This window comes from Robertkochia aurantiaca (assembly GCF_020166495.1).
In the GTDB taxonomy this organism is placed as follows: domain Bacteria; phylum Bacteroidota; class Bacteroidia; order Flavobacteriales; family Flavobacteriaceae; genus Robertkochia; species Robertkochia aurantiaca.
This window is the reverse complement of record NZ_JAINZS010000001.1, coordinates 436321-455311: the sequence shown is the minus strand read 5'-3', so window position 1 is coordinate 455311 and position 18991 is coordinate 436321. Positions and strand designations below refer to the sequence as shown.

Annotated in this window: 16 protein-coding genes; 10 read left to right on the top strand and 6 right to left on the bottom strand. The window is 45.9% G+C overall.

Translation table 11 applies throughout. The features are described 5' to 3' along the window. The first annotated feature begins 127 nt into the window (after nucleotides 1-127). The 7 genes from ilvD (at nucleotide 128) to K7R10_RS02020 (ending at nucleotide 9755) form a co-directional block, all read left to right on the top strand. Nucleotides 128-1804: a dihydroxy-acid dehydratase gene (gene ilvD, locus K7R10_RS02050; RefSeq protein ID WP_224483022.1), complete on the top strand. Its 1677-nt coding sequence runs from the start codon at nucleotides 128-130 to the stop codon at nucleotides 1802-1804. 29 nt (nucleotides 1805-1833) lie between these two features. Next, a complete protein-coding gene (gene ilvB, locus K7R10_RS02045; RefSeq protein WP_224483021.1) occupies nucleotides 1834-3567 on the top strand; it encodes a biosynthetic-type acetolactate synthase large subunit in 1734 nt (577 codons plus the stop codon). 18 nt (nucleotides 3568-3585) lie between these two features. Beyond that, on the top strand, nucleotides 3586-4113 hold the full coding sequence (gene ilvN / locus K7R10_RS02040; protein WP_224483020.1) for an acetolactate synthase small subunit: 528 nt from the start codon (nucleotides 3586-3588) through the stop codon (nucleotides 4111-4113). 34 nt (nucleotides 4114-4147) lie between these two features. Continuing rightward, entirely contained in the window at nucleotides 4148-5620 is a 1473-nt protein-coding gene (gene ilvC / locus K7R10_RS02035) for a ketol-acid reductoisomerase (RefSeq protein WP_224483019.1), read from the top strand. A 78-nt stretch (nucleotides 5621-5698) separates the two neighbouring features. After that, a complete protein-coding gene (gene ilvA / locus K7R10_RS02030; RefSeq protein WP_224483018.1) occupies nucleotides 5699-6979 on the top strand; it encodes a threonine ammonia-lyase IlvA in 1281 nt (426 codons plus the stop codon). Nucleotides 6980-7090: 111 nt separating this feature from the next. After that, the gene (locus tag K7R10_RS02025; protein ID WP_224483017.1) at nucleotides 7091-8686 is read left to right on the top strand and encodes an NADP-dependent glyceraldehyde-3-phosphate dehydrogenase; all 1596 of its coding nucleotides are present in this window, start codon (nucleotides 7091-7093) and stop codon (nucleotides 8684-8686) included. Between the two features lie 703 nt (nucleotides 8687-9389). Beyond that, on the top strand, nucleotides 9390-9755 hold the full coding sequence (locus tag K7R10_RS02020; RefSeq protein WP_224483016.1) for a hypothetical protein: 366 nt from the start codon (nucleotides 9390-9392) through the stop codon (nucleotides 9753-9755). A 66-nt stretch (nucleotides 9756-9821) separates the two neighbouring features. Here the strand turns inward: K7R10_RS02020 and leuB are convergent, their stop codons facing one another. The 4 genes from leuB to K7R10_RS02000 form a co-directional block, all read right to left on the bottom strand. Beyond that, nucleotides 9822-10940, bottom strand: a complete 1119-nt coding sequence (gene leuB / locus K7R10_RS02015) for a 3-isopropylmalate dehydrogenase (RefSeq protein ID WP_224483015.1) — start codon at nucleotides 10938-10940, stop codon at nucleotides 9822-9824. Nucleotides 10941-11016: 76 nt separating this feature from the next. After that, nucleotides 11017-11610, bottom strand: a complete 594-nt coding sequence (gene leuD, locus K7R10_RS02010) for a 3-isopropylmalate dehydratase small subunit (protein ID WP_224483014.1) — start codon at nucleotides 11608-11610, stop codon at nucleotides 11017-11019. 10 nt (nucleotides 11611-11620) lie between these two features. Beyond that, nucleotides 11621-13021, bottom strand: a complete 1401-nt coding sequence (gene leuC, locus K7R10_RS02005) for a 3-isopropylmalate dehydratase large subunit (protein ID WP_224483013.1) — start codon at nucleotides 13019-13021, stop codon at nucleotides 11621-11623. Between the two features lie 2 nt (nucleotides 13022-13023). After that, entirely contained in the window at nucleotides 13024-14196 is a 1173-nt protein-coding gene (locus K7R10_RS02000; RefSeq protein WP_224483012.1) for a 2-isopropylmalate synthase, read from the bottom strand. 153 nt (nucleotides 14197-14349) lie between these two features. On the opposite strand from K7R10_RS02000, the gene K7R10_RS01995 reads away from it, so the two are divergent. Beyond that, nucleotides 14350-15894: a hypothetical protein gene (locus K7R10_RS01995; protein ID WP_224483011.1), complete on the top strand. Its 1545-nt coding sequence runs from the start codon at nucleotides 14350-14352 to the stop codon at nucleotides 15892-15894. A gap of 12 nt (nucleotides 15895-15906) precedes the next feature. Beyond that, entirely contained in the window at nucleotides 15907-16782 is an 876-nt protein-coding gene (locus tag K7R10_RS01990; protein WP_224483010.1) for a DMT family transporter, read from the top strand. A gap of 19 nt (nucleotides 16783-16801) precedes the next feature. On the opposite strand, the gene K7R10_RS01985 is transcribed toward K7R10_RS01990, so the two are convergent. Continuing rightward, nucleotides 16802-17512 (bottom strand): RluA family pseudouridine synthase, encoded by a 711-nt coding sequence (locus K7R10_RS01985; RefSeq protein WP_224483009.1) that lies wholly within the window; start codon nucleotides 17510-17512, stop codon nucleotides 16802-16804. After that, on the bottom strand, nucleotides 17512-18330 hold the full coding sequence (gene panB, locus K7R10_RS01980) for a 3-methyl-2-oxobutanoate hydroxymethyltransferase (protein WP_224483008.1): 819 nt from the start codon (nucleotides 18328-18330) through the stop codon (nucleotides 17512-17514). The genes K7R10_RS01985 and panB overlap by 1 nt, the downstream gene beginning before the upstream one ends. Before the next feature lie 93 nt (nucleotides 18331-18423). Here panB and K7R10_RS01975 point away from each other — a divergent pair, with 93 nt between their 5' ends. Further along, on the top strand, nucleotides 18424-18897 hold the full coding sequence (locus tag K7R10_RS01975) for a nuclear transport factor 2 family protein (protein WP_224483007.1): 474 nt from the start codon (nucleotides 18424-18426) through the stop codon (nucleotides 18895-18897). Nucleotides 18898-18991 lie beyond the last annotated feature (94 nt).

The window sequence follows — 18991 nt, the reverse complement described above, 5'->3', positions numbered from 1 at the left end:
ATCAGTAAGTTATGTTTTTAATGTAGTGATTGAGTTTAAAACAATCTGTAAAAAAATAATTTTCGCCTGTTTTCATTCCGATAATTTTGAGTAAGAAGTTTTAAACCAAAAACAACGAATACTCATAGTGGAATTAAATAAGCACAGTAAAAAAGTTACCCAGGACCCTACCCAGCCTGCTGCTCAGGCAATGTTACATGCCCTGGGTCTTGATGATCGAGACCTTGAAAAACCGTTTATAGGAATTGCCAGTACCGGTTACGAGGGAAATCCCTGTAACATGCATTTGAACGAGCTGGCGACCCATGTTAAAAAGGGTACTGAAGAAGAAGACCTGGTCGGTCTGATCTTTAATACCATTGGAGTCAGTGACGGGATATCCATGGGAACCTCAGGAATGCGCTTTTCGCTTCCCTCAAGAGATGTGATCGCCGATTCTGTAGAGACGGTTATTGAAGCCATGTGTTATGATGGCCTGGTGACAGTGGTCGGATGCGATAAGAATATGCCTGGGGCCCTGATGGGAATGCTCAGACTCAACCGTCCTTCGGTACTCGTCTATGGCGGAACCATAGCTGCAGGATGTCATGAAGGAAAGAAACTAGATGTCGTTTCAGCTTTCGAAGCCTGGGGACAAAAGGTTTCAGGGACTATCAGCGAACAGGAATACAAAGCGGTTATTCATAAGGCATGTCCTGGTGCGGGAGCCTGTGGCGGAATGTATACTGCCAATACCATGGCTTCTGCCATAGAGGCACTGGGAATGGCGCTGCCCTATAACTCTTCGAATCCTGCCGTTAGCAAGGAAAAAAAGGAAGAATGCAGGAAAGCGGGCAAAACATTAAGACTTTTACTTGAAAGAGATATAAAACCAAGGGATATCGTCACCAGGAAAGCCCTGGAGAATGCAGTAAGACTTATCACAGTGCTGGGTGGTTCAACCAACGCAGTATTGCATTTTCTGGCAATCGCCAAGGCTGCGGGAGTCACCTTCACCCTTGATGATTTCCAGCGTATCAGCGATACCACTCCGCTTCTGGCAGACCTGAAGCCCAGTGGAAAATATGTCATGGAAGACCTCCATAAAGTAGGCGGAATCCCGGCCGTTCTGAAATACATGCTGAAAAAGGGTATGCTGCACGGTGACTGTTTAACGGTTACCGGGAAAACTCTGGCAGAAAACCTCCTTGAGGTACCAGACCTCGAAGAGGGGCAAGAGATCATCAGGGATGTTGAGAACCCGATCAAAAGCACCGGTCATTTACGTATTCTCTACGGCAATCTTGCTTCTGAAGGAGCCGTTGCAAAGATCACCGGCAAGGAAGGATTGCGGTTTACAGGAAAGGCCAGGGTCTTTGACGGAGAGTTCGAGGCCAATGATGGAATTCGCGACGGACTGGTTAAGAAAGGAGATGTTGTCGTTATTCGGTATGAAGGCCCCAAAGGAGGTCCCGGAATGCCTGAAATGCTCAAGCCAACAGCTGCAATAATGGGTGCCGGTCTCGGAAAAGAGGTGGCCCTGATTACCGATGGCCGTTTCTCCGGGGGGTCTCACGGTTTCGTGGTAGGCCACGTTTCGCCAGAAGCACAGACAGGGGGCGCCATTGCCCTTGTAGAGAACGGTGATACCATCACTATCGATGCAGAGGCCAACACCATCACTCTTGATATCTCAGAGGAAGAGCTGGAAAAAAGGAGAAAGAACTGGAAGGCCCCCGAACTTAAAAAGAAAAGAGGGGTTTTATACAAATATGCCCAGACTGTTTCATCGGCTTCCCAGGGCTGCGTGACCGATGAATGTTAGCAGTTACAATCCATTTTTATTGAATCACCATGGAATTAAAAACATTGAAAAAAGAAGGTAAAGCTACTCCCACCCGTTTAAAGATCACGGGGGCTGAGGCGGTAATGCATTGCTTACTGGCCGAAGGTGTAGATACGATATACGGTTATCCCGGTGGAGCCATCATGCCGATATATGATGAACTCTATAAGTTCAGGGATAAGCTCCATCACGTGCTTACGCGTCATGAACAGGGCGCTACCCATGCAGCACAGGGCTATGCCCGGGTGTCTGGCAGGGTAGGGGTAGCCATGGCCACTTCAGGTCCGGGAGCCACTAACCTGGTCACCGGTCTTGCAGATGCCCAGATCGATTCAACACCCATGGTGTGTATAACCGGACAGGTGCCACGCCATCTGTTGGGATCAGATGCCTTTCAGGAAACCGATATCGTGGGTATTTCTACGCCAGTAACCAAATGGAATTATCAGATCACACATGCTGAAGAAATTCCGGAGATCATAGCCAAGGCCTTTTTTATCGCCCGCAGCGGGCGGCCCGGACCGGTACTTATCGATATTACCAAGAATGCTCAGTTCGAGGAAATGGATTTCAGTTATGATAAATGTACGGGTATAAGAAGTTATAAACCGGTTCCAAAGGCAGATGATTTCTGTCTTGGGGAGGCGGCAAAAGCCATTAACCAGGCTAAAAAGCCCCTGATCGTCTGGGGACAGGGGATCATTCTCGGCCATGCTGAAAATGAACTGAAAGCACTGGTTGAAAAAGCAGGGATTCCTGCTGCATGGACCATCCTCGGAGCCTCAGCCCTTCCGAGCGAACATCCCCTGAACGTGGGAATGGTGGGAATGCATGGTAATTACGGACCAAACGTGCTAACGAACGAATGCGATGTTTTGATCGCCCTTGGAATGCGGTTCGACGACCGGGTGACGGGTAATCTTGACACCTATGCCAAACAGGCTAAAGTATTACACTTCGAGATTGATCCCGCCGAGATCGATAAGAATGTGAAGGCCGATGTTGCCGTGCTGGGAGATGTGAAGGAATCTTTGGAGCGACTGCTCCCCATGATCGATAAGAACGAGCACAAAGAATGGCTGGGAGCCTTTCATGAAAAATATGAAGAGGAATTTAAACAGGTGATCAAGAACGATTTGCATCCTGAAAAGACCGGCCTGACCATGGGTGAGGTAATAGAGGAAATCAATAAGGCTTCCGGTCAGGAAGCGGTTATCGTTTCCGATGTAGGTCAGCACCAGATGATCGCCTGCCGATATGCCAAGTTTAAAGCCAGTAAAAGTAATATCACTTCAGGCGGCCTGGGAACGATGGGGTTTGCCCTTCCGGCAGCTATCGGAGCCAAAATGGGAGCTCCTGATAGAGACGTGGTGGCCGTGATCGGAGACGGAGGATATCAAATGACCATCCAGGAATTGGGAACCATCTTCCAAACAGGTGTACCGGTGAAGATCGTGGTACTAAATAATAACTTCCTGGGGATGGTGAGACAATGGCAGCAACTCTTTTTTGATAAGCGATATGCCTCAACCGAACTCACCAATCCTGACTTTGTTACCATTGCAAAGGGATATCATATCGAAGCGCGAAGGGTGTCTGAAAGAGGAGACCTGAAGGCAGCCGTTGAAGATATGATGGCTTCAAAAGAAGCGTTTTTCCTGGAAGTATGCGTAGAAAAAGAAGATAATGTGTTCCCTATGGTGCCTTCCGGAGCGTCGGTATCTGATATCAGATTGAGTTGATATTATAATTAAGCAGTCATGGAAGAAAAACAAAACTTTACCATTTCGGTATATACAGAAAATAAGCTCGGCCTCCTGAATCGTATCTCGGGGATATTTCTAAAACGTCATATAAGTATCAGCAGTCTAAACGTTTCGGGCTCAGAGATCGAAGGCGTGATGCGGTTCGTGATCGTGGTGCATACCACCGAAACATGGGTGAAACGCATCGTAGGCCAGATCGAAAAACAGATAGAGGTCATCAGGGCGTATTACCACACCGATGAAGAGACCATTTTCCAGGAAACGGCTCTCTTTAAGATCGCATCAAGCCTGCTGTTCGAAGAGCGACAGATACAGAATATCATAAAGGAAAGTCATGCTGAGATCGTAACGGTTTCGCCGGAGTTCTTCGTGCTTTCAAAATCAGGCAGAAGAGATGAGATCGAAGCGCTTTATGACCGTTTCAAACCTTATGGCATCATGCAATTCGTTCGTTCGGGAAGAATATCGGTGACCAAAGGACAAATGCCGGTGACCACAATTTTAAAAGAATTTCAACACTGATCAACTAATTAATATAAAACTGAAAAAACGAGTAATGGCAAATTATTTCAATACCCTATCATTACGTGAACAATTACAACAATTAGGTGTTTGCGAATTCATGGATCAAAGTGAATTCGAAAACGGTATCGATGCCCTGAAAGATCACAAGATCGTGATCGTAGGTTGCGGAGCCCAGGGGCTGAACCAGGGGCTTAACATGCGCGATTCAGGCCTTGATATCTCTTACGCACTGAGAAAAAGTGCGATTGATGAAAAGCGGCAGTCTTATAAGAATGCCACTGAAAACGGATTTAAAACCGGAACCTACGAAGAGCTGATTCCCGATGCTGATCTGGTCTGTAACCTGACCCCTGATAAACAACATAGCCAGGTAGTCAGCACCATTATGCCACTGATGAAAAAAGGAGCGACATTGTCGTATTCTCACGGTTTCAATATAGTGGAAGAAGGCATGCAGATCAGGGAAGATATCACTGTTATCATGGTGGCGCCCAAATGTCCCGGATCTGAAGTTCGGGAAGAGTATAAACGTGGCTTCGGCGTGCCTACCCTCATCGCGGTGCATCCGGAAAATGACCCCGAAGGAAAAGGACTGGAACAAGCCAAAGCCTATGCTGTAGCGACCGGAGGTCACAGGGCAGGGGTGCTCAGGTCTTCTTTCGTAGCTGAAGTGAAATCTGATCTTATGGGAGAGCAGACCATTCTCTGCGGTCTTCTGCAAACCGGATCGATACTTTGTTTTGATAAACTGACCCAGCAGGGGGTGGAACCGGCATATGCGGCCAAATTGGTACAATATGGATGGGAGACCATTACTGAGGCTCTTAAACACGGAGGAATCACCAATATGATGGATCGTCTTTCAAATCCGGCAAAGATCGAAGCCTTCAGATTATCTGAAGACCTGAAGGAGATCATGAGACCCTTGTTTCAGAAGCATATGGATGATATCATGAGCGGACATTTTTCAAAGACCATGATGGAAGATTGGGCCAATGATGATGCGAATTTGTTAAAATGGCGTAAGGCAACCGGAGAGACGGCCTTTGAAAAGACCGAGTCAGGAGATATGCCCATTGCTGAACAGGAATATTTCGATCACGGCACCCTGATGGTTGCCATGGTGAAAGCCGGGGTGGAACTGGCCTTTGAAACCATGACAGAGGCAGGTATCATCGAAGAATCAGCCTACTATGAGTCGTTACACGAAACGCCGCTTATCGCTAATACCATTGCGCGAAAGAAGCTGTTTGAAATGAACAGGATCATTTCTGATACGGCAGAGTATGGTTGTTATTTGTTCGATCATGCCTGTAAGCCATTGTTGGCTGATTTTATGAAATCGATCGATACCAAAGTGATCGGAAAGCCATTCACTCATGAAACAGCCGTTGATAACAAGACCCTCATTGAGGTGAACGCTGCTATCAGAAATCACCCGGTCGAGGCTGTGGGAGAGTGGCTGCGGGCTTCGATGACCGCCATGAAGGCAATAAGAGAATAATTCCTGTAATGGAACAGGGGTTTAAGGGTGCTTCAGTTTTGCAGTACCCTTTCCCTGTTTAAAAGAGAAGGAGACGAGATGGAAACAACGAAAACGAAAGAATCAGACAAAACCTGGTTCCCTGAAATAGCAGACGTCAGAAAGGCAGCGCAAAACCTTAAAGGCGTATCGGCGGTAACCCCTTTATTACAGAACATTCGTTATTCCGGGAAATACCGGGCTAACATAATGCTCAAAAGGGAAGACCTGCAGCAGGTTCGATCCTATAAGATAAGAGGTGCCTATAATAAGATAAGTTCTCTTAGCAGTGAACAACGGGAAAGGGGTATTGTCTGTGCCTCAGCCGGGAATCATTCCCAGGGAGTAGCCTTTTCATGCCGTACCCTGAAAATTCATGGCACGATCTATATGCCTTCACCCACACCGAAACAAAAGATCGAGCAGGTCGAAATGTTCGGAGAAGGGTATATCGATATCGTACTGGAAGGAGACACGTTCGACGATGCCTATAAAGCTGCTATGCGGGCTTGTGAAAAACAAGGGAAAACCTTTGTGCACCCTTTTGATGACACCAAAGTAATCGAAGGGCAGGCAACGGTAGGACTGGAAATACTGGAACAAACCAAGAACCCTGTCGATTACGTATTTGTCGCCGTCGGGGGAGGCGGTCTCGCTTCCGGTCTGCTTTCGGTCTTCAGCGTTCTATCTCCCGATACGAAGATAATCGGGGTGGAGCCCGAAGGAGCCCCCTCGATGAAGACCTCGATGAAAATGGGCAGGAACACCGAATTGAGCTCGATCGATAAATTCGTTGACGGTGCTGCCGTTCAAAAGGTCGGAGACAAAACATTCGCCATCTGCAGGGATCATCTTCATGAAATGGTAACGGTGCCCGAAGGAAAGATCTGCCAGGAGATTCTCGACCTTTATAATAAAGACGCCATAGTGGTTGAACCGGCAGGAGCCCTGACACTTTCGGCTCTGGACCAGTTTAAGGATGAGATCGCAGGAAAAAATGTGGTTTGTATCGTAAGCGGAAGCAACAACGACATCACACGAACGGCCGAGATAAAAGAAAGAGCCTTACTTCATGCTCGTCTGAAGCATTATTTTATCGTGCGCTTCCCGCAAAGAGCAGGGGCTCTGAAAGAATTTGTGGCAGAAATACTGGGGCCAACCGATGACATCACGCATTTCGAATACTCTAAAAAACACGCCAGGGAGAATGGCCCGGCGGTGGTCGGCATTGAATTGAAGTCGCCTGATGACCTGCAACCCCTGATCAAAAGGATGAAGGATCACAATTTCTACGGAGACTATCTGAATGATAAACCCGACTTGTTTCAGTTCCTGGTTTGATATCAAACGTTTGCGTAGAAAAGCTCCTCTAAATATTTGATTTCTATCAGGCTATTGCCGAAATTTAGTGGGATTTCCAGTATGGAAATCAGCAAAAAGTTTAAAAACCTTATGAAAACCAAAAACAAACCGGTCATACCGGAACGATTTGAAATCAACGAACCCATACACCAAAGGCAATGGTTGGTCAATGGTGTTTTGAAGTCGTGGGAGGGAAAAACCACCGAAGTATATTCAACCATTTCTAAAACCGCCGATTATGAGCCCACGCTTTTGGGCAGTATTCCTTATATGAGTAAACCCGAGGCTGACCAGGCTCTGGAAGCTGCAGCCCATGCATTTGATAAGGGAAAGGGCCTGTGGCCTACCATGAAGGTCGCTGACCGGGTGGCCTGTATGGAAAAGTTCGTCAGGCAGATGGAAAAGAAACGCGATGAAGTGGTTAAATTACTGATGTGGGAGATCGGAAAGAACCTGCCCGATTCACAAAAGGAATTTGACCGTACCGTTGAATATATTTATGATACTATCGAAGAGTACAAACAGCTGGACCGTGACTCGGCAAATTTCAAGAAAAGAGATGGTATCTATGCGCACATTCGAAGAGGTCCGCTCGGCATCGTACTGTGCCTGGGCCCATACAACTATCCGCTGAATGAGGCTTTTGCCTTACTGATTCCCGCGCTGATGATGGGAAATACAGCCATTTTCAAACCGGCCAAGCACGGCGTTTTACTGATTACCCCCTTACTGGAGGCATTTAAAAGCAGTTTTCCAAAAGGGGTTATCAATATAGTGTTCGGACGCGGGAGAGAGGTGGCAGCTCCTATCATGCAATCAGGCCGCATCGACGTATTGGCACTTATCGGAAACAGTCGTTCAGCCGTTGCACTTCAGGATCAACACCCTTACAAGAACAGGTTACGACTGGTTCTCGGACTGGAAGCAAAGAATCCGGCCATAGTAATGCCTGACGCAGACCTGGATCTGGCGATAGAGGAATGCATCACGGGAACCCTTTCTTTCAACGGTCAGCGATGTACGGCTCTTAAGCTGTTATATGTGCATGAGGAGATCGTAGATGAATTCAATCGCCGGTTTGCTAAAAGGGTCGATGAACTCAAGTTCGGCAACCCATGGGAGCCGGATGTGAAACTCACTCCCCTTCCTGAACCCGATAAGCCCGGTTATATCCAGGAACTGATCGCCGATGCACGTGAACACGGAGCAGACATACTCAACAAAAAGGGAGGGAAGATATCTGAGAACTATATCTATCCTGCTGTACTATATCCCGTTAATAGAAAGATGAGGGTCTTTCATGAAGAACAGTTTGGTCCTGTTATTCCCGTTGTGCCATTTGATGAGATCGACAAGCCTCTGGATGATATAGCCGATTCGAATTACGGACAACAGGTAAGTCTTTTCGGGAAGGATATCAGAACCCTGGCACCGCTGATCGATACCCTGGTAAACCTGGTCTGCCGGGTAAACCTGAACTCACAATGCCAGAGAGGCCCCGATGTATATCCTTTTACCGGAAGGAAAGACTCTGCAGTGGGCACCCTTAGCGTACACGACGCGCTCAGGTCATTCTCGATCAGGACCTTTGTGGCTTCTAAAGACAATGATTATAACAACCGTATTCTCAATGATCTTTTGGGCAGTAAAGCCTCTAATTTCGTGAGCACCGATTATATTCTTTAATCCCCCGAAACCTTTAATTAATGGTTGGAGCCGGCTTCTTAAATGAGGTCGGCTTTTTTTTTTGAGGGGATGAGGGTATGAGGGTATGAGGGTATGGAGGTATGAAGGTATGAAGGTATGAGGGTATGAAGGTATGAGGGTATGAAGGTATAAATTGTTTTCCCTGCATCCCCGCATAACTGTATAACCGCTTAACCGTATAACTGTATAACCGTATCCACGGAAAGTTTTAAATTGTGAGTCGTGAGTCGGGAGTAGAGAATGATAAATTATTTAAGGGTTAAGTAAGTAATAGTCCCATTTCCCGGAAGTAGCGTTGGTCGAAGTAAGCCATCATGAATGTTCAATTGTAAATTATAGCCTTATAAAAGGCTCAACCGTTTAAATTCCCCATAACCGCATAACCGTAAACCGTATAACCGTATCCCTGAAAATTTTTTAATTGTGAGTCGTGAGTCGTGAGTGGAGAATGATAAATTATTAAGGGTTAAGTAAGTAATAATCTCATTTCCCGGAAGTAGCGTGAACCGAAGTAAGCGATCATGAATGTTCAATTGTAAATGGCGCAACCGTGTAAATTTCATAACCCCATAACCCCATAACCCCATAACCCGTAACTGCATCCCTGCATCCCCGCATAACTGTATAACCGTGTAACCGCATAACCAAAAAACCCTATATTTGAAGAACAAAACGATGTGCCATGAAAAAACCTGCTACAATACTTTCCCTTGTTTTGCTGCTTGCGGCAGCCATACTGGTATACCTTAATTTCGGAGACAGCTGGTCTCAAAGTGAAAAGCTGGAAGGTTATGATCCTGAACAGGAGCAGGCAGAATATGAGGCTAATAAGCCCGATGATCCTATTCAGGCTGCGCCGGTTTCAGGAGTGAATCCGCCACACGGACAACCCGGACACCGATGTGACCTGCCGGTGGGAGCTTCGCTTGACCAACCCGTGAATCCGCAACTTGACGGTTCGATTTTAAATGCCACCACACGTGTGAATCCACCGCACGGCCAGCCGGGACACCGATGTGACCTGCCGGTGGGAGCAGCCTTACCTTAAAAAGAAAACCCCGGCCGGAGCCAGGGTTTCAGGTCAACAAACACTAAAAACGAATCAAATTAATTATTATATGATAGTTGATTGACCGTATTCTATGTTTTCGTGATTGTAATTGATGACCTCTTCAGCATGACCGATAAAATCGGCTATAAAATCTCCAACCTTGTCGGTGCTGATTTTACTGTCTGGTTTCAGGTCAGGAGTCACCACCTGCATTTCAAGGGCTTTTTCAACAGCTTTATGTATGATAGCGGCTTCTTCGAACAGCCGGAAATGCTCCAGCAGCATTGCTGCCGATAAGATGGAGGCAATAGGGTTTGCTATTCCGAGTCCCTTTCCCTGCGGGAATGATCCGTGTATGGGTTCGAACAATGCATTGTCATCTCCCACCGAAGCAGAGGCAAGCAGCCCAATGGAACCACCTATGACGCTTCCTTCATCTGAAATGATGTCACCAAACATATTCTCGGTCAATATTACATCGAATTGAGAAGGGTTAAGTATCATTTGCATGGCGGCGTTATCCACAAAAAGAAAATCAAGACTTACCTCAGGGTAGCTCTTTCCGATTTCTGTAACCACCTTACGCCATAAACGAGAGGTTTCCAGTACATTCGCTTTATCGACAAGTGTCAGCTTCCCTTTACGGGCTTTGGCCGCTTTGAAGGCCATGTGTGCGATGCGTTCTATTTCAAATTCGCTGTATTCACAGAGGTCGGAGGCTGTGGTTCCTTTATCATTTAATTTCTTCTCTCCGAAATAAATTCCTCCGGTAAGCTCTCTGTATATAGTCATATCGGTCCCTTCGATGCGGTCTTTCTTCAAGGGAGACTGATCGAGCAGAGTAGGGTAGGCCTTTATGGGCCTTATGTTGGTAAAAAGACCCAATGATTTTCTTAGCTTCAATAAGCCTTGTTCCGGCCGTACCTTGGCCGAAGGGTCATTATCGTATTTGGGATCACCAATAGCCCCGAAAAGAACAGCATCACTGTTCATGCATAATTCAAGGGTTTTTTCCGGTAGTGGGTCTCCCGTGCTGTCGATTGCTGTAGCCCCTACCGGTGCCTCTTCAAAAGTAAACTGATGATTAAAAGCCTCACCCACGGCATTCAGCGCCTTGATAGCCTGAAGCGTTACTTCAGGTCCTATTCCATCTCCGGGTAAAACAGCGATATTTAATTTCATAAATTGTTGATTACTAATATTTTAAACACGTAAAGTTAGTGTGTTGTATGCTTTTTTTATAGTATTTAATACTTCTTTAACCTAAAGTTCTGGAAGCTTCAAAAGCTTCGATTTTTTCCTTTTTACTCAACAGAAAATCGATGTCATCGTATCCGTTCAGCAAACACATTTTTTTGTAGCTGTCGATCTCAAACGCAGTACTGATTCCGGTACTTTCAACCTTTAATTCCTGGTTTTCGAGATCGACGGTCAGCAGCGTTTTAGGATCGTTGTCTACTTCGTGAAGAATCTGGTTTAAAACCTCCTTGCTGACCTGTATGGGTAAAATACCGTTGTTAAGAGCATTTCCCTTAAAGATATCTGCGAAGTAGCTCGATATAATTACGCGGAAGCCATAGTCTTCCAATGCCCAGGCAGCATGTTCCCGGGAACTCCCGCAACCAAAGTTATTGCCTGCCACGAGTATTTCCCCGGAGTAGTCTTCGTTATTAAGTATGAAATCTTCATTCTCACTACCGTCTTTATTATATCTCCAGTCTCTAAACAGGTTTTCACCAAAACCGCTTTTATTGGTGGCCTTGAGAAACCTTGCCGGAATGATCTGATCGGTATCGATGTTTTCAATTGGCAATGGAATGGCGGTCGAATGTAATGTATTCAGTTTTTTCATTTGATCTCTTCTAGCTTGCGAATTCTGTTGTTTCCACTTCTGCCGATATATCGACTATGCTTCCGTTCACCGCTGTCGCTGCGGCAACCAGCGGGCTGGCAAGTATGGTTCTGGCTCCCTGACCTTGTCTTCCTTCGAAATTTCTGTTCGAGGTGGACACACAATACTCTCCGGCGGGGATTTTATCTTCATTCATTCCCAGGCAGGCCGAACAACCGCTTTGACGTATTTCGAAACCGGCAGCCTCGAATATTTCCTGCAGACCTTCTTCCTTGATCTGCCGTGCTACCTGTTGTGACCCCGGTACGATGAGCGCATTGACGTTCGGGGCTTTTTGTTTTCCCCTGATATAGGAGGCGGCTATTTTGAAATCTTCGATCCTCGAATTGGTACAGCTCCCGATGAATACGTAGTTGATCTTCTTACCAAGTAATTGTTCGCCCTGTTTGAGTCCCATATACTCCAGGGATTTTCTGAAGGTGGGATCATCCTGTTCAGGAATCGACTCAGTGATACCCATTCCCATACCCGGATTGGTTCCGTAGGTGATAATCGGATCGATATCGGCTGCGTCAAATTCGTATTCCAGATCAAATTCTGCTCCCTCGTCGGTGGGCAGGGTTTTCCAGTAGGCCACCTTTTTATCGAACTCTTCACCCTTTGGAGCAAATTCTCTTCCTTTAACGTAATCGAAGGTAGTCTGGTCGGGTGCGATCATACCGCCACGTGCACCCATCTCAATACTCATATTACAAACGGTCATACGACCTTCCATACTCATATTTTCAAAAACATCACCTGCATATTCCACGAAATATCCGGTTCCGGAATTGGTGCCGAGTTTTGCTATGATATACAGTATCACGTCTTTTGGGAGTACGTTCTTCTTTAATTTTCCATTAACCGTAATACGCATGCTTTTGGGCTTGCTCAGCAGCAAACACTGACTGGCAAATACCTGTGCAACCTGACTGGTTCCGATTCCAAAGGCAATGGTGCCGAAGGCTCCATGGGTTGAGGTGTGACTGTCGCCACAAACCATGGTCATACCCGGTTGTGTAATGCCCAGTTCAGGAGCCATGACATGAACGATCCCCTGGTAAGGGTGTCCGAGCCCGTATAGGGTGACGCCATGCTTCTCGCAGTTCTCGCTCAGCATTTCCACCTGTTTTTTAGACAACAGGTCTTGTATGGGTAAGTGCTGATCTTTGGTCGGAACATTGTGGTCGGCAGTAGCGACCACCTGTTCTTTTCTGAACAGCGGGATATTTCTCTCTTCCAGTTCGGCAAAGGCTTGCGGACTGGTTACCTCATGTATGAGGTGTTTATCTATGTAGAGTATCTGGGGGCCATCAGGTACGGTATCAACCACATGACTGTCCCAGACCTTATCAAACAATGTTTTTTTCATTTTCAGGCCGTAGCTTTAATTCCAATATTAGATTCCTGTATGATCAGGTGGATATCATCGTCATGAACTTCTTTCTTGTTATCTGCATAAACCAGGAACTGCTGGTATACTTTATCCAGTTGTAATTTGGTCAGTTCGTAACCTACGTTTTTGGCGCGGTAGGCAAGCGCAGCACGACCGCTTCTTGCTGTAAGAACAATCGCCGATTCGGTTACGCCCACGTCGGCAGGGTCTATGATCTCATAGGTCTCACGATTCTTGATCACGCCGTCCTGGTGAATACCTGAACTGTGTGCAAAAGCGTTAGCCCCTACGATGGCTTTATTGGGTTGCACAGGCATCGCCATGCTTTCAGAAACGAGACGACTGGTACTGTAAAGCAACTTCGAGTTAATTCCTGTATCAAGATTCAGGGTCGGGTGCTGTCGCATGATCATGACCACCTCTTCGAGGGAGGTGTTACCGGCTCTTTCCCCAAGCCCGTTAATGGTACATTCGATCTGTCTGGCACCGTTTATGACTCCCGCTATGGAATTCGCTGTAGCCAACCCCAGGTCATTGTGACAATGACAGGAGAGTATGGCCTTTTCAATTCCCTTGACATTCTCTTTGAGATACTTGATCTTTGCGCCATATTCCTCCGGAAGGCAATAACCGGTAGTGTCAGGAATATTCAATACAGTGGCTCCTGCTGCTACTACTGCCTCACATACCCGTGCAAGAAATTCATTGTCGGTTCTTCCGGCATCTTCAGCATAGAACTCAACATCTTCCACATAGGTTTTGGCATACTTCACTGCCTCAACCGCTCTTTCGATGATCTGTTCCCTGGTCGACCGGAATTTATACTTGATATGTGAATCAGAAGTTCCGATACCCGTATGAATACGTGGGTATTTTGCACCTTTCAGTGCTTCGGCTGCAACATCTATATCTTTTTTAACCGAACGGGTCAGCCCGCAAACGGTCGCATTCTTTACAATTCTTGAGATTTCCGCCACAGAGGTGAAATCACCCGGACTGGAGATCGGAAAACCGGCTTCAATAACATCGACCCCCAGCTGATCCAGTCGCTCGGCTATTATGAGCTTCTGTTGGGTGTTTAATTTACATCCGGGTACCTGTTCTCCGTCTCTTAATGTGGTGTCAAAGATTTGGACTTTTTCTGTACTCATATTGATTTTTTAATATAATTTCAATAAGACATTACGAATTTATATTTTGCGTGAACCAACAACCGGTGTTCTCGGGGTCGGTTTACAATGTTAAAGGCAAGCTTTATTTTTGTAAAAACCTGATAATCAGTTATTTACGTTTATAATTTTACAATGACAAGTAGTTCAAATGATAGCTTATTCATCCTGGTAAAGTCTTTATCCAAATCGGAAAAAAGGCAATTCAAACTCTATGTCAATCGTTTGGGTGTAAATGCTGATGCAAAGTTTTTGGCACTCTTTAACCTGCTGGATAAGATGTCGACTTATAATGAGCCTGAGATTCTTAAAAGTGGTATCGTAAAGAAGCAGCAGCTTTCGAACCTGAAGGCTCACTTGTATAAGCAGATATTGGTGAGCTTGAGGCTGAATCCTGTCAACCAGAATATCAGGATACAAATCAGGGAACAACTGGATTTTGCAACCATACTTTACCATAAGGGATTATACAAGCAAAGCCTGAAAATATTGGATAAGGCAAAGGCCCAGGCTATAGAAAACCAGGAAAAGGTGATCGCTTATGAGATTGTTGAACTTGAAAAGGTGATCGAAACGCAATATATAACCAGAAGTATAAGCGGGAGGGCCGATGAGCTGGCTGTACAGGCGAAAGACCTCAGCAGGCAGAACGTGCTTACCAGCAAGTTGTCAAACCTTTCCCTGCAACTTTACGGGATCATGCTAAAGTTCGGTTATGTTAAGTCTGATCAGGAGTACCGCTGGATCACCGACTACTATCTGGCTCATATGCCTGATTTTAAAATGTCTGACCTGGGCTTTCGCGAAAGACTTTGGCTTTATAAGGCCCAGCTTTGGTATAGTTTCCTTACCCAGGATTTTCTTTCCTGTTATAAATATTCGGCTAAATGGGTGCAGCTGTTCTACGATAATGAACCCATGATCTACCTGAACCCGGTTTTCTTCCTGAAGGGAAATAATTATTTGCTGGAATCTTTATTCTTTGTGCGTAACCGCGGCGGGTTCAAGGAGTCACTTGAAAGACTGGAAGCTACTATCGCCGGAAAGAAGTTTCCTGTAAATGACAACCTGGAAACCCTTTCGTTCCTGTATATCAACAGCAATAAGATCAACCTTCATTTTATGGAGGGTACATTTCAGGAAGGCCTGAAGCTTGAGCCCGAAATCTTAAAGGGGATAAAACTTCATGACAACCGGCTTGATGAACATCATGTCATGTTGTTCTACTATAAACTGGCATGTCTTTATTTCGGGACAGGAGATAACAGGTCATGTATCAGGTATCTGAAGATGATCATCGAAAACAAGAACCTGAGCATGCGGGAAGACCTGATGTGCTTTGCCCGCATACTGAGCCTGGTGGCACATTATGAAGCAGGAATGGACTATCATCTCGAATTACAGCTGAAGAGTACCTATAAATTCCTTTTAAAGATGAATGATCTCCATGAAGTACAGAAAGAGATTATCAAATTTCTGAGAGGGTTGGGAGAGATCTATCCGCACGAGATCAGGAAAGAGTTTAAAAAACTACACAAAACCCTGAAAAGGTATGAGAATCATCCGTATGAGAAAAGAGCTTTTCTATACCTTGACATACTCTCATGGCTTGAAAGTAAAATTGAGAATAAACCCGTTGGCGAGATCATCAGGGAAAAGGCAGCAGAACTCATTCGTTAAACACCCTGATTTTTGACCCGTACCAAACCTTCCATACTTCCTTATCTCGAGATTAACCTGGCTGTTCTGTTTATCAGTACGTCAGGTGCACTCGGCCGTTATATTGAGCTACCACCTGAGGTCACCATCCTGTTCAGATCATTGCTGGCCACCTTGCTTATGCTGGTGTACTGTAAATTACGGGGATTCCGGCTGACTATTTCAGATAAGTCAGATCTGAGAAAGATACTTCTTTGCGGTGTTTTCTTCGGAATTCACTGGGTTACTTATTTCTATGCCCTGAGGCTCTCAAGTGTGGCTGTTGGTATGCTTTCGATTTATACCTACCCGGTCATTACCTCTTTTTTGGAACCCCTGATTCTGAAGGTCCCCTTTAAGAAATCACATCTGATTCTTGGAATGCTCGTGCTGGCCGGTATCTGGTTTTTGGTTCCCGACTTCAGCTTTGAGAACACCTATTTTATCGCCGTTCTCTTCGGTATTACCTCCGCTTTATTCTATGCCCTGCGGAATATTCTGATGAAGCCTCAGGTTGCCAGGCATAACGGGTCAGTGTTGATGCTATACCAGATTGCGACTATCAGCGCCATGCTGAGTCCGTTTCTTTTTACAGCCGATTTCACAGAGGTATGGGATCAGGTTGTACCCATTGCGACACTGGCTCTGCTTACCACCTGTGTGGGACACACCTTGCTTTTACTGTCTTTCAGACATTTTTCGGTCACCACAGCCAGTATTATGAGCAGTGTGCAGCCGGTCTATGGGATTATTATCGGGATGATCTTTTTAGATGAAATACCTGCACTGACCACAGTGATCGGGGGTATTCTCATTCTTCTTGCCGTAGTCATCGAGAGTTTTCGAAATGTAAGAGCAGAAAGACGTTAGTTCGGGGTGTTATCGTTTTTCACAGAAATGCCGAGGCGGCGTTCCATAGATTGTCCTGATCGGGCAGAGGAGCTGTTATCGTAAGTAATTCTTTTTTGACGGGATGTGTGAGTTCCAGTTTACGGGCATGCAGATGTATTCCTCCGTCTTTGTTACTGCGAGCTGCTCCGTATTTCAGATCACCTTTGATCACACACCCGATGGCAGCCAGCTGCGCCCGTATCTGGTGATGTCTTCCGGTTTCGAGATCTATTTCAAGAAGGGTGTAGTTCTTAAGCTGTGCCAGAGTCTTGTAGTGCAGTACAGCCTTTTTACTGTCAGGGACCTCCTTGATATGAGCATACGATTTGTTCTGTTTGTGATTTCTCTTCAGCCAGTGGGTCAAAGTGGCATGGGGTTTCTCCGGACTGTTTTCAACAATTGCCAGGTAGGTTTTACGGGTTCTTTTTTCGCTGAAAAGTTTATTGAGCCGCGGCAGGGCTTTCGAAGTCTTGGAAAAAAGAACGACCCCCGATGTAGGTCTGTCGAGCCGGTGAACCACTCCGAGGTATACATTACCGGGCTTATTATATTTCTCTTTCAGAAACGATTTGATCACCTCAGAGAGAGGCTTGTCTCCTGTTTTATCTCCCTGAACAATATCTCCCGGTCTTTTGTTAACCACAATGATGTGATTGTCTTCGTAAAGCACGTCGAGATTATTCTTGTCAGAATGCTGAGATGACGACATTAGTACTGTTCCTCGCTGTTAGGAAAATCGGCCGACTTCACGTCATCAACATAATTGGTGATCGCTTTGGTCATATCATCATACAGGTTCATATACCTGCGCAGGAAACGCGGATTGAATTCGTGGGTCATCCCCAACAGGTCGTGTAAGACCAGGACCTGTCCGTCTACGCCACTGCCTGCACCGATACCGATCACCGGGATGGCTACTGAGGCAGCTACTTTTTTGGCCAGTTCGGCCGGTATCTTTTCCAGAACTATGGCGAAACAACCGGCTTTTTCAAGAAATTTCGCATCGCTCATCAGTTTTTCAGCTTCGGCTTCTTCCCTTGCTCTTACGGTATAGGTTCCAAACTTATAGATGGACTGGGGAGTCAATCCGAGATGCCCCATTACAGGGATCCCTGCGTTCAGGATACGTTTGATCGATTCCTTGATCTCCTTGCCGCCTTCCAGTTTCACCGCGTGACCACCGCTTTCCTTCATGATCCTGATCGCAGAGCGCAACGCCTCTTTCGGATCAGACTGATAACTTCCGAAAGGAAGGTCGACCACTACCAGTGCCCGGTCAATTGCCCGAATTACCGAGGAAGCATGATAAATCATTTGATCAAGGGTGATGGGAAGAGTGGTTTCATGACCTGCCATGACATTACTGGCAGAATCACCTACCAGGATCACATCGATACCGGCGCCGTCAACAATCTTCGCCATGGTGTAATCATAGGCTGTGAGCATGGAGATTTTCTCTCCATCCTGTTTCATTTCCATCAGAGAATGAACCGTTACCCTCTTGTATTCCTTTTTTGCAACTGACATTGAGATGACTTTAGTTTTACTGTCTGTAAAAATAGGGAGATTTGATAAACTTTTCTTTACTTAGCCCTACATTAATAGATTTCACGCGTTACTATGAAGAAAATTCTTTCTCTTATTGTTTGTTTTGGTGGATTTTACCTGTCACAGGCTCAGGGTTCAGAAAAAGAGCAGCTGATCAAGGTGGTCGATGACTTTTTTATCGCCTTCCACAAGCAGGATACCAGCGCCATTAAGGAATATGTTCAACCTGATATGTTATTACAAACCACAGGGGAAAATGAGGAAGGGGAGGTGCAGCTCAGAAGCAGTTCCCTGTCTGAATTTCTGACCCGCCTGGCAGCCATTCCCGAAGTGAATGCCTATGAAGAGAAACTGCTCGACTATAAGGTGCTCATCGACGGACCCATGGCCCAGGTATGGACCCCTTATGAGTTCTGGTTCGATGGTCAGTTCAGCCACTGTGGAGTGAATTCTTTTCAGATGGTCAAATTGAACGGAAAGTGGAAGATCATTTACCTGATCGATACCCGCCGGAAGGAAGGGTGTGAAGGGCACGATAACAAATAGCCCGGTTTTCCTTATACGGGAGTATTTAGGATCAAAAGGAAAACGGGAAGCTGGGTTTATCAATCCTGTCTTCCCCGTACCGGGAATATCTGAC